Origin of the sequence: Streptosporangium sp. NPDC023963 (assembly GCF_040639135.1) — a bacterium.
Taxonomy (GTDB): Bacteria; Actinomycetota; Actinomycetes; order Streptosporangiales; family Streptosporangiaceae; genus Streptosporangium.
Genome location: NZ_JBEZZK010000006.1, coordinates 307612 through 319252, shown reverse-complemented (window position 1 = coordinate 319252; position 11641 = coordinate 307612). Strand labels below are relative to the sequence as shown.

Annotated in this window: 11 protein-coding genes; all 11 read left to right on the top strand. The window is 71.8% G+C overall.

What is annotated here, in order from left to right; all coding sequences use genetic code 11:
• Positions 1–10 precede the first annotated feature (10 nt).
• The 11 genes from AB0F88_RS21230 (at position 11) to AB0F88_RS21180 (ending at position 11458) form a co-directional block, all read left to right on the top strand.
• A complete protein-coding gene (locus AB0F88_RS21230; protein ID WP_344744161.1) occupies positions 11–772 on the top strand; it encodes a DeoR/GlpR family DNA-binding transcription regulator in 762 nt (253 codons plus the stop codon).
• Entirely contained in the window at positions 769–903 is a 135-nt protein-coding gene (locus AB0F88_RS21225) for a hypothetical protein (protein WP_362686359.1), read from the top strand. Before AB0F88_RS21230 ends, AB0F88_RS21225 begins: the two co-directional genes overlap by 4 nt.
• On the top strand, positions 900–1841 hold the full coding sequence (gene pfkB / locus AB0F88_RS21220) for a 1-phosphofructokinase (protein ID WP_362686357.1): 942 nt from the start codon (positions 900–902) through the stop codon (positions 1839–1841). The genes AB0F88_RS21225 and pfkB overlap by 4 nt, the downstream gene beginning before the upstream one ends.
• A gap of 61 nt (positions 1842–1902) precedes the next feature.
• Positions 1903–3030: a PTS mannitol transporter subunit IICB gene (locus tag AB0F88_RS21215; protein WP_362686354.1), complete on the top strand. Its 1128-nt coding sequence runs from the start codon at positions 1903–1905 to the stop codon at positions 3028–3030.
• 3 nt (positions 3031–3033) lie between these two features.
• Positions 3034–3342, top strand: coding sequence for a PTS lactose transporter subunit IIB (locus AB0F88_RS21210; RefSeq protein ID WP_344744158.1), 309 nt, complete (start codon positions 3034–3036; stop codon positions 3340–3342).
• The gene (locus AB0F88_RS21205; RefSeq protein WP_362686351.1) at positions 3335–3790 is read left to right on the top strand and encodes a PTS sugar transporter subunit IIA; all 456 of its coding nucleotides are present in this window, start codon (positions 3335–3337) and stop codon (positions 3788–3790) included. The genes AB0F88_RS21210 and AB0F88_RS21205 overlap by 8 nt, the downstream gene beginning before the upstream one ends.
• Positions 3790–4821, top strand: a complete 1032-nt coding sequence (locus tag AB0F88_RS21200) for a zinc-dependent dehydrogenase (RefSeq protein ID WP_362686348.1) — start codon at positions 3790–3792, stop codon at positions 4819–4821. The genes AB0F88_RS21205 and AB0F88_RS21200 overlap by 1 nt, the downstream gene beginning before the upstream one ends.
• A 143-nt stretch (positions 4822–4964) precedes the next feature.
• Complete coding sequence (locus tag AB0F88_RS21195) at positions 4965–5270, top strand: HPr family phosphocarrier protein (protein WP_362686345.1); 306 nt, start codon at positions 4965–4967, stop codon at positions 5268–5270.
• Positions 5263–6942: a phosphoenolpyruvate--protein phosphotransferase gene (gene ptsP / locus AB0F88_RS21190; protein ID WP_362686342.1), complete on the top strand. Its 1680-nt coding sequence runs from the start codon at positions 5263–5265 to the stop codon at positions 6940–6942. Before AB0F88_RS21195 ends, ptsP begins: the two co-directional genes overlap by 8 nt.
• Before the next feature lie 281 nt (positions 6943–7223).
• Complete coding sequence (locus AB0F88_RS21185; protein WP_362686339.1) at positions 7224–7682, top strand: hypothetical protein; 459 nt, start codon at positions 7224–7226, stop codon at positions 7680–7682.
• Positions 7679–11458: a tetratricopeptide repeat protein gene (locus tag AB0F88_RS21180; protein WP_362686336.1), complete on the top strand. Its 3780-nt coding sequence runs from the start codon at positions 7679–7681 to the stop codon at positions 11456–11458. The genes AB0F88_RS21185 and AB0F88_RS21180 overlap by 4 nt, the downstream gene beginning before the upstream one ends.
• The last annotated feature ends 183 nt before the right edge of the window (positions 11459–11641 follow it).

Here is an 11641-nt window from a genome sequence, read left to right as displayed (position 1 = left end):
AATCAACAGCATGTACGCCGAGGAGCGGCAACAGGAGATCCTGCGCCGGGCGCGGACCGTCGGCCGGGTGGACGTGGTGACGCTGGCGGAGGAGTTCGCCGTCACCACGGAGACCATCCGCCGCGATCTGACCGCGCTGGAGCGCTCCGGGATGCTGCGGCGCGTGCACGGCGGTGCGATCCCGGTCGAGCGGCTGGGGTTCGAACCCGAGCTGGCCGCCCGCGACGAGGTGATGATCGGAGAGAAGGAGCGCATCGCCAAGGCGGCGCTCGCCGAACTCCCCGAGGACGGCGCGATCATCATCGACGCCGGGTCGACGACCGGCAGGCTGGTGCAGGCGCTGCCGGTCGACCGGGAGCTGACCGTGATCGTGAACTCCCCGCCGCTGGCGACGGCGATGGCCACCCGCCCCAACCTGACAGTGATCATGCTGGGCGGGCGGGTGCGCGGCCGGACCCTGGCCACCGTCGACGACTGGGCGTTGCGCCCCCTCGCCGACCTGCACGTGGACGTGGCGTTCATGGCGGCCAACGGGTGCTCGGTGGCCAAGGGGCTGACGACGCCCGACCCGGCCGAGGCCGCCATCAAGCGGGCGATGATCGGCGCGGCGCAGCGGTGCGTGCTGCTCGCCGACCACACCAAGTTCGCCAACACCTACCTGGCGCGATTCGCCTCGATCCAGGAGATCGACGTGGTGATCAGTGACACGGGGCTCGACACCGGGGTCGCGGCCGAGATGGCCGCCGCCGGGCCGGAGGTGGTCCGGGCGTGACCGTCCCCCTGCCCCCCGGCCTCGGCCCCGGCCCCGACTTCGGGCCCGGTCGCGGCTTCGGTCCCGGTCACGGCTTCGGTCCCGGCCCCGACCTCTGCCCCGGCCGTACGATCGAGGTGGTCCCGGCGTGATCGTCACTCTGACCCTCAACCCCAGCCTGGACCGGACGATCGAGGTGGCGTCGCTGACCCGCGGGGCCGTCATCCGCGCCGCCGCCGCCCACCTCGACCCCGGCGGCAAGGGCGTCAACGTCTCCCGGGCGCTGCTGGCCAACCGGGTCCGCTCGTGCGCGGTCGTCCCCTTCGGCGGTGACGAGGGACGGCAGCTGGTGAGCCTGCTCTCGGCCGAGGGCATCGAGATGATCACCGTCCCGGTCGCCGGGACCACCCGGTCCAACGTCGCGCTGGCCGAGCCCGACGGCACGGTCACCAAGATCAACGAGCCGGGGACGGCCCTGTCGCCGGCCGAGCTCGACACCATCGCCGAGGCCGTGCTCGGCGCGGCCAGCTCCGCGGACTGGGTGGTCGCCTCGGGCAGTCTCCCGCCCGAGGTGCCCGCCGATGTCTACGCCCGCCTGTGCGAGCGGTTCGGCGAGGCGGGCATCAACGTCGCGGTCGACACCAGCGGCCCCGCCCTCGTCTCGGCGCTCGCCGAGGCCCCCGCCCTGGTCAAGCCCAACCGGGAGGAGCTGAGCGAGGCCACCGGGATCGCCATCTCGTTTCTGGGCGACGCCATCAAGGCCGCGGAGAGCCTGCGGGTCCGGGGCGCGGGCGCCGTCCTGGCCAGCCTGGGCGCCGACGGCGCGATCCTCCTGCAGGACGACCAGATCTGGCACGGCCAGTGCCCGGTGGCCGAGCCGCGCAGCACCGTCGGTGCCGGTGACGCCATGCTCGCCGGGTTCCTCGCCGGCGGGGCGCGCGGCGAGAGCGCGCTGGTCGAGGCGCTGGCCTGGGCGACCGCCGCGGTCGGGCTGCCGGGAAGCCGGATGCCCTCCCCGCACCACATCCGGCGTGACGACGTCCGCGTCACCGGAGCCGATCCTGCCCTGCCGCTGCGGTCCGGGGGCTGACAGCGGCGCGGATCCACCCCCCTGGCCGGCCCCGCCGGCCGCCCCGGAAGGAGCAGCACACATGAGCGAGTACACCCCAACTGTCACAGGAACCGGGGCGAGAGCGAACATCCAGCGTTTCGGCGGGTACCTCGCCGGGATGATCATGCCGAACATCGGCGCGTTCATCGCCTGGGGCCTGATCACCGCCCTGTTCATCCCCACCGGCTGGCTGCCCAACGAGAAGTTCGCCGTCCTGGTCGATCCGATCGTGAAGGTGCTGCTGCCGATCCTGATCGGTTACACCGGCGGGCGGATGGTCCACGGCCAGCGCGGCGCCGTGGTCGGCGCCGTCGCCACCATGGGTGTCGTCGCCGGCGCCGAGAGCCCGATGTTCCTCGGCGCGATGATCATAGGACCGCTGACCGCGTACATCCTGAAGCTGTTCGACGGGCTCGTCGCCGACCGGGTCAAGGCCGGCTTCGAGATGCTGGTGGACAACTTCAGCGCCGGCATCATCGGCGGTGCCATGGCCCTGGTGGGGGTCCTGGCCATCAGCCCCGTCGTCACCAATGTCACCCGTGTCGCGAGCGACGCGGTCGCCTGGCTGATCGGCAACAACCTGCTGCCGCTGGCCTCGGTCGTGATCGAACCCGCCAAGGTGCTCTTCCTCAACAACGCCATCAACCACGGCGTGATGGGCCCGCTGGGCGTGGCGCAGGCGGCCGAGACGGGCAAGTCGATCCTGTTCATGCTGGAGTCGAACCCCGGCCCCGGACTCGGCCTGCTCCTGGCCTTCATGTTCTTCGGTCCCCGCGCGCTGCGCCCCAGCACCCCCGCCGCGATCATCATCCAGTTCTTCGGCGGCATCCACGAGATCTACTTCCCGTACGTGCTCATGAAGCCCCGGCTGATCCTCGCGGTCATCGCCGGTGGCGCCACGGGCGTCCTGGTCTTCCTCATGACCGGGGCCGGTCTGGTGGCCACGCCGTCGCCCGGCAGCATCTTCGCCTTCCTCGCGGTGACTCCCAAGGGCGGGTGGTTCGGCACCATCGCCGGCGTCCTCGCCGCGACCCTCGTCTCCTTCGCCGTCGCCTCGGCGCTCCTCGGCTTCGGCAGGGGTAAGGACGAGGCGGAGGAGAACCCCGGGGAACCCCCGGCCCAGACCGAGACCGAGACCGAGACCGCACCCGTCGCCAAGGAGGCCTGACCGATGGCCAGCATCGAGAGCAAGGACATCCACAAGATCGTCGTGGCCTGCGACGCGGGCATGGGCAGCAGCGTCATGCTCGCCACCCAGCTCCGCAAGCAGCTGAAGGACCAGAACGTCCAGGTGGAGCACACCCCGGTCAACTCGATCCCCGCCGACGCCGACGTGGTGGTCTGCCACGCCGGCCTGGCGAACCGGGCCAGGGCCGGGGCCCCGGACAAGGTGCTGATCCCGTTCCAGGTCTTCATCGGGGACCCGGCGGTGACCAGGCTGGTCAGCACGATCAAGAGTGGCGGCACCGTCAATGCCTGAGACGGCGCCGCTGCCGCTGGACCCGCGCGCCATCCGGCTGGCGGCCTCGGCCGCCGACCGCGACGACGCGATCCGGCAGTGCGGGGAGGCCCTGCTCGCCGTCGGCGCGGTGGAGAGCGCCTACATCGACACCATGCTCGAACGGGAGCGCTCGATCTCCACCTACGTCGGCGAGGGGGTCGCCATCCCGCACGGCACCCTGGCCGCCAAGGACGCCGTCCAGCACGACGCCATCAGCGTCGTGCGCTTTCCCGGCGGCGTCGACTGGGACGGCGACCGGGTGACGGTGTGCATCGGCATCGCCGCCAAGGGCGACGGCCACGTACGGCTGCTCGCCGAACTCGCCCAGATCCTGATGGATCCCGACCAGGCCAGGGCCCTTCGCGAGGCGACGGAGGTCGCCGAGGTGGTCCGGCTGCTGCAACCGAACGAAGAGGACGAAGCATAGTGAAGGTCGCCCGTTTCTACGCCCCTCGCGACATCCGCGTCGAGGAGGCGCCGGAACCCGTCACCGGACCAGGCGAGATCAAGATACGCGTGCGCAACTGCTCGACCTGCGGCACCGACGCGAAGATCCTCAAGCACGGTCACCATCACATCAAGCCACCGAGGGTCATGGGGCACGAGATCGCCGGCGAGGTGGTCGAGGCCGTCGACGCGGGCGAGTGGGCCCCGGGTGACCGGGTGCAGGTGATCGCCGCGATTCCCTGCGGGAAGTGCGCGGAGTGCCGCCGGGGCCGGATGACCGTCTGCCCGAACCAGGAGTCGATGGGCTACCACTACGACGGCGGTTTCGCCGAGTACATGATCATCCCGGCGAAGGTCCTCGCAGTCGACGGCGTCAACCGCGTCCCGGACGGGGTCGGTTTCGCCGAGGCGTCGGTGGCCGAGCCGCTGGCCTGCGTGCTCAACGGCCAGGAACTGGCCCGCGTGGGTGAGGGCGACGATGTGGTGATCATGGGCTCTGGCCCGATCGGCTGCCTGCACGTGCGGCTGGCGCGGGCGCGGGGCGCGGCGCGGGTCTTCCTCGTCGACATCAACGCCGGGCGGCTGGAGATGGCCGCGGGGCTGGTCCACCCGGACGCGGTCGTCCACGGCGAGGACGTCGTCGAGCAGGTGCTCAAGCTGACCGACGGCAGAGGGGCCGACGTCGTCATCACCGCCGCCGCCTCCGGCGCCGCCCAGGAGCAGGCGCTGCGGATGGCGGCCCGCCAGGGACGGATCAGTTTCTTCGGCGGCCTGCCCAAGGACAACCCGATCATCCAGTGCGACTCCAACCTGGTCCACTACCGGGAGCTGACCATCGTCGGCGCCAACGGGTCCAGCCCGGCGCACAACGCCCGGGCCCTGCGGCTGATCGCCGACGGCTCGGTGCCGGTCGCCGACCTCATCACACACCGGCTGCCGCTCACGGAGGTCCTGGAGGGGATCGACATCGTCAGCAGGGGCGAGGCCATCAAGGTGACCATCGAACCCTGACCGGCTCCGGTCTCCCACGCCCCTTCCGCCGGGTCCGGCGGAAGGGGCCGCCCCCAACGGTCCGGAAGGGCCCGGCCAGGCCCCGCCAAGCTCGAACCGAACCACTCGAACCACTCGCAGAACGCGCAGAAGGAGAACCGGAGATGCCGGAGAGGACAGTGGTCGTCGCCTCACGCACGGGCCTTCACGCCCGGCCCGCGAAGATCTTCGTGCAGGCCGCGGCCAAGCAGGGGATGCCCGTCCGCATCCGCGTCGGGGACGGCAAGCCCGTACCGGCCAACAGCATGCTCGCCGTGCTGGCGCTGGGCGCCACGCACGGCACGGAGGTCACGATCGAGGCGGAGGGACCGGGCGCCGACGAGGCGCTCGACTCCCTCGCCGAGCTGCTCGCCCGCGACCTCGACGCCGAAGAGGCTCCCCGTGGCGCCGGAGAGACCTCCCGTGGCTGAGACGCTCAGTGGCCTGGGCGTGAGCCCGGGCCGGACCGCCGGGCGGGTCTGCCGGATGGCGGGCCCGCCGGAGCTGCCCGCCCCCTCCCCCGTCACCGACGCCGTCGTCGAGTTCGACCGGGCGATGAACGCGCTGCGGGCCACGGTCTCCGAGCTGGCGGCTCGGGCGGAGAAGGCGCCCGACGCCGACGCGAAGGCGATCCTGGAGGCGCAGTCCTTCATCGCCGACGACCCCGGCCTGCACGAGTCCGTGGAGGCGAACATCAGGTCGGGCAAGGACGCGGCGCACGCCATCGACGAGGCCTGCGCCCACCACCGGCGCGCGCTGCTGGCGGCGGGCGGCTACTTCGCCGAACGCGCCGCGGACCTCGACGACATCCGCAACCGGTCCGTGGCGGCCGTGCTGGGCCTGCCCGTCCCCGGGGTGCCCGACCCGGGTCACCCGTTCGTCCTCGTCGCCGCGGACCTGTCCCCCGCCGACACGGTGAACCTGGATCCCGGGTCCGTCCTCGCCCTCGTCACCGAGAAGGGCGGCCCGACCAGCCACACCGCCATCCTGGCCCGCGCCCGCGGCCTGCCCGCCGTGGTCGCCTGCCGGGGGGCGGGCGACATCGGCGAGGGGACGTGGGTGTCGGTCGACGGCCTGCGGGGCGAGGTGGAGGTCGGTATCGGCGAGGGGGCCGCCGCCGAGATCCAGCGCCGAGCCAAGGCCGACCGCCGCCGGACGGGCGCCGTCCGGGGCCCCGGCAGGACCTCCGACGGCCACCCGGTCAAGCTGCTGCTCAACATCGGCTCGGCGGCCGACCTCGCACCGCGGGACCGGGTTCCCCGGGCGGATGGGGCCGAGGGCGTGGACGCCGAGGGGGTGGGGCTGTTCCGCACCGAGTTCCTCTTCCTGGACCGGCGCGAGGAGCCGGGCTACGAGGAGCAGGTGGCCGCCTACGCCGCGGTCCTCCGCGCCGCCCCCGGCGGGCACGTCGTGGTCCGCACCCTCGACGCGGGCACGGACAAGCCGCTGCCGTTCCTCGGGCTGGCCGAGGAGACCAACCCGGCGCTGGGCGTACGGGGACTGCGGGTCTCCCGGGTCAGGCCCGAGGTGCTCGACACCCAGCTCGGCGCCATCGCCGAGGCGGCCCGCGCGACCGGGACCGAGCCGTGGGTGATGGCGCCCATGGTGACGACGGTGGCCGAGGCCGCCGACTTCGCCGGGCGGGCCCGTGCCCGGGGGATCGCGCGCGTCGGGGCGATGGTGGAGGTCCCCGCCGCCGCGCTGCGTGCCGGGCGCCTGCTGGAGGAGCTCGACTTCCTGAGCATCGGCACCAACGACCTGAGCCAGTACACCTTCGCCTCCGACCGGCAGCACGGGGAACTCGCCGACCTGCTCGATCCCTGGCAGTCCGTGCTGCTCCAGCTGATCGCCGACTGCGCGGCGGCCGGGCGGGCTGCGGGCAAGCCCGTCGGCGTGTGCGGCGAGGCGGCGGCCGACCCGCTGCTGGCGACCGTCCTGGTCGGGCTGGGCGTCAGCAGCCTGTCGATGTCCGCGCCCGGGATCTCCACGGTACGGGAGACTCTCGCCGCCCACTCCCTGGAGCGGTGCCGCGACAACGCCCGGATCGCCCTGGCCGCCGACGACCCCGGACAGGCCAGGAAGGCGATCGCCCCGGACCCGTGAACACCCCGGACCGGTGAACACCCCGGCCCCCACCCCTCGGCCGGGCCCTCCTGTACCTACCGGTGGCTTGGCGGTGGCCCGCCCTTGCCCAGCGCCGCCGCCCTGGCCACTACCGCCTGGGTCCTCGCCCGCACCAGCGCCGCCGTCCTTGCCGACCTCATCGAGGCCACCGCCGTCCCCGCCGCCCCGCCATCGCCGTACGAGGAGCATCGTCGATGCGGCCGCCCTGGGCGAGGCTCGCCTGTGGGTGGGTGACGGTCACGGGTCTGTGTCGTATTCATGTGATCACCTTTCGTGATCCTTTGGTGCGGTTGATGATGTGTCCTATGACGCGAAGGTCGTTGATATGGGCGGGCGGGATCCTGATCGCGGTGGCCGCAGGACTGATCGGCTATGTGGCCGGGGTCGGGTTGGAGGAAGGGGATCGGCTGGCCAGTGTGATCGCTGCGATCACCGGTCTGGCCGGACTCGGCGTGACCCTGTACGCCCTGCAACAACCCCCCGCCTCCTCCGGTGCCGCACCGCCCCCTGAGGTTCCGGCCGCGCCCCCTCCAGCGGCGAAAGCGGCTGACGGCTCGCGGGTGCAACTGAATGTGCCTCAGCCGGGGGCAACGCTGTACGCGGCCCAAGACGGCACGATGAACATCCACCACCATGCGCCGCCGCCCGCACCGCCCGGCGCGGGGTCACCCGGCAGTGAGAGTTCTGGTGGCGTTGATGGCGGCGGTAGCCGACGGTGAGTGATCGCGACGACAAGTCGTCCTGGACGCGCTGGCGCCATCGCCCGAGCGGGCCCCCACCCTCGCACACCGGGCCCGGAAATGTTCAGATCAACGCCCCGCATCCGGGCGCGACGGTCAACGCGGTGCAGGGCGGGGTGCTGAATGTCTTTCAGTGGAAGCCCGCTTACCGGATCGAGGACTACCCCTTCCAGCCGCAAAGCGTGCAGCCGGGCCGGCTGCGGCAACAGCCGTCGTTGTTGTTGCGGGCCGGCCGTCAGGTGGTGCCATTCACCGGCCGGGAGGGGGAGCTGGCGCAGCTGAGCGCGTGGCGTGATGACGCCGAGGAGCCCGGCCTGGCGGTGCGCCTGGTCCACGGGCCCGGCGGGCAGGGCAAGACCCGACTGGCCGCTCGTTTCGCGGAGCTGTCCCAGGCGGCGGGGTGGAGGGTGTGGCAGGCCGAGGCCAACCCCGCCGGGGCCGGCGTCACCGCTCCTGTCGCTGTCGCCGATCCTGACCGCCGAAACCGGGATTCCGGGTGGGGACGAGGGCTGGTGGTGGTGGTCGACTATGCCGAGCGCTGGCCGCTACCGGCGTTGCACGAGCTGTTGCAAGAACCGCTGCTGCATCACGGTGGTGCGGTGCGGGTCCTGGTGCTGGCCCGTCCGGCCGGGGGGTGGTGGCAAAGCATCACCTCCTGGATCGACAAGAGGCTGAACGCGCCCGCGGACGCGTTGAAGCTCGCGGCGCTGGCCCCGCAGCCGGGCCAGCGAGGGGAGCTGTTCGCTCAGGCTCGTGACCATTTCGCCTCCCACCTCGGGCTGCCGGCTGAGCGGGCCGGCCGCATCGAGCCGCCGCCGGGCATCGAGGGTGATGCGGCGTACGCGCAGGTACTCACCATTCACATCGCGGCCCTGGCTGCGGTGGACGCCCATCGGCACGGTCGGCAAAAGCCGGATAATCCGGCGCAGGCGTCGGCGTATCTGCTGGCGCGTGAGCGTGAGCATTGGACGGCGCTGCATCAACGCAGCCCGCAGCCCTTGGCCAGCGATCCGGCCACGATGGGGCGGGCGGTCTTCGTCGCCACCCTTACCCGCCCGCTGGCGCGGGCCCACGGCTGGCAGGCGTTGCGTCACGCCGGGCTCGCCGAATCGGTTCAAGCGGCCAACACCGTGCTGGACGATCATCAGTACTGTTACCCGCCGGCTCAGGCCGACACCGTGCTGGAGCCGTTGTATCCCGACCGGCTGGGGGAGGACTTCCTGGCCCTGGCCATGCCCGGCCACACCGTCACGACCGCCCCCAGTGACGATTGGGCCAGGCACGCCGCCACCCGTCTGCTCCTCGCCACCGACCACGCGTACCAGGACCTGGAAAACCAGCACGGCACTCAGCGCAGCCGTGACAACGCCAGCGACAGAAAGGGCCTGGACGATCTCGATGAGGGGATTGTGCTGCCGTGGACACGGGCCGCGCTCACCGTGTTGATCGAGACCGCTCGCCGCTGGCCGCACGTGGCCGGCGACCAGCTCTATCCCCTCATCACCACCCACCCCCAGCTGTTCCTGCACGCCGGCGGCGTCGCCTTGGCTGCGCTGGCCGACCTGCCCGACATCGACCTGGCCGCTTTGGGTGCCCTCGAAGCCCATCTGCCGCCTGATCGGCACATCGATCTGGACATCGGCGTCGCCGCTGTCACCGCCCGCCTCACCGCTCACCGCCTGGCCATCACCAGCGACCCCGCGCAACGCGCTGCCTTGTATCTGAGCCTCAGTTGGCGCCTGGTCAACGCCGGCCAGCACGAGCCGGCACTAGCCGCCACTCAGGAGGCCGTCGCCCTCTACGGGGAGTTGGCGCGGCTCAACCGCACCGCCCACCTGCCCCACCTGGCGATGTCGCTGAACACCCACGCCGTGCGGCTGGCGGAGGTGGGACGGCGCGACGAGGCCGTACCGGTCAGCCACGAAGCCGTCACCCTCTACCAAGAACTGGTACGGCTCAACCGCACCGCCCACCTGCCCAACCTGGCCGCCTCGCTGAACAACCACGCGATGCGGCTGGCGGAGGTGGGACGACGCGACGAAGCCGTGCCGGTCAGCCACGAAGCCGTCACCCTCTACCAAGAACTGGTGCAACTCAACCGCACCGCCCACCTGCCCAACCTGACGGCCTCGCTGAACAACCACGCCGCGCTGCTGGCGGAGGTGGGACGACGCGACGAAGCCGTGCCGGTCAGCCACGAAGCCGTCACCCTGCGCCAGGAACTGGTACGGCTCAACCGCGCCGCCCACCTGCCCGACCTGACCGCCTCGCTGAACAACCACGCCGCGCTGCTGGCGGAGGTGGGACGACGCGACGAAGCGATACCGGTCAGCCACGAAGCCGTCACCCTCTACGAAGAGCTGGTGGGGCTCAACCGCGCCGCCTACCTGCCCGACCTGGCGAGGTCGCTGAACAACCACGCCAACCGGCTGGCGGAGGTGGGACGGCGCGACGAGGCGGTGCCGGTCAGCCATGAAGCCGTCGCCCTGCGCCAGGAGCTGGTACGGCTCAACCGCGCCGCCCACCTGCCCGACCTGGCCGCCTCGCTGAACAACCACGCCGTGCGGCTGGCGGAGGTGGGACGGCGCGACGAGGCGGTATCGGTCAGCCACGAAGCCGTCACCTTCTACGAAGAGCTGGTGGGGCTCAACCGCGCCGCCCACCTGCCCCACCTGGCCGCCTCGCTGAACAACCACGCCGTGCGGCTGGCGGAGGTGGGACGGCGCGACGAAGCCGTGCCGGTCAGCCACGAAGCCGTCACCTTCTACGAAGAGCTGGTGGGGCTCAACCGCGCCGCCCACCTGCCCGACCTGACCGCCTCGCTGAACAACCACGCCGCGCTGCTGGCGGAGGTGGGACGACGCGACGAAGCGATACCGGTCAGCCACGAAGCCGTCACCCTCTACGAAGAGCTGGTGGGGCTCAACCGCGCCGCCTACCTGCCCCACCTGGCGAGGTCGCTGAACAACCACGCCAACCGGCTCGCGGAGGTGGGGCAGCGCGACGAGGCGGTATCGGTCAGCCACGAAGCCGTCGCCCTGCGCCAGGAGCTGGTACGGCTCAACCGCGCCGCCCACCTGCCCCACCTGGCCGCCTCGCTGAACAACCACGCCGCGCTGCTGGCGGAGGTGGGACGACGCGACGAGGCCGTACCGGTCAGCCACGAAGCCGTCACCCTCTACGAAGAGCTGGTGGGGCTCAACCGCGCCGCCCACCTGCCCCACCTGGCCGCCTCGCTGAACAACCACGCCGCGCTGCTGGCGGAGGTGGGACGACGCGACGAAGCCGTACCGGTCAGCCACGAAGCCGTCACCCTGCGCCGGGAACTGGTACGGCTCAACCGCACCGCCTACCTACCTGACCTGGCCGCCTCGCTGAACAACCACGCTGTGCTGCTGGCGGAGGTGGGACGGCGCGACGAGGCGGTGCCGGTCAGCCGCGAAGCCGTCACCCTCTACGAAGAGCTGGTGCGGCTCAACCGCGCCGCCCACCTGCCTAGCTATACGCAGAGTCTCGCGGCCCTGGGGTATGTCTTGGTAGAAGGTGCCCAGTTCCGCGAAGCGGTCACTCCCCTGGTTGCGGCATTGGTCCGTGGGCAGGAACTACCGGTCTACGCCCAAAACAGTCTCGGCGCGGTCTTTGATCTGCTGCGCCAGGCCTATGCGGGCGACGCCGCGGGTGTGGCGAAGGAATTTCGCGTGCTTACCGGCCAGAGCGTCCCGGACTGGATGAAGCAACCACCCGCTGCGGAATAGATCCTCCTCGGACCCGCCTCCCCGAGGTCCGCCCGGGACCCGCCCGGCGTCCACCGAGATCCGCCCGAGGCCCGCCCGGGATCCCCCTCGGCGCGCATCGGTGAAATCACCGGTCTTTCCGGGGCCACCGGTACACCGGTGCAGGCCAGCGGAGGCCGGTGGGGAACCCCGCCACCCGCTCTT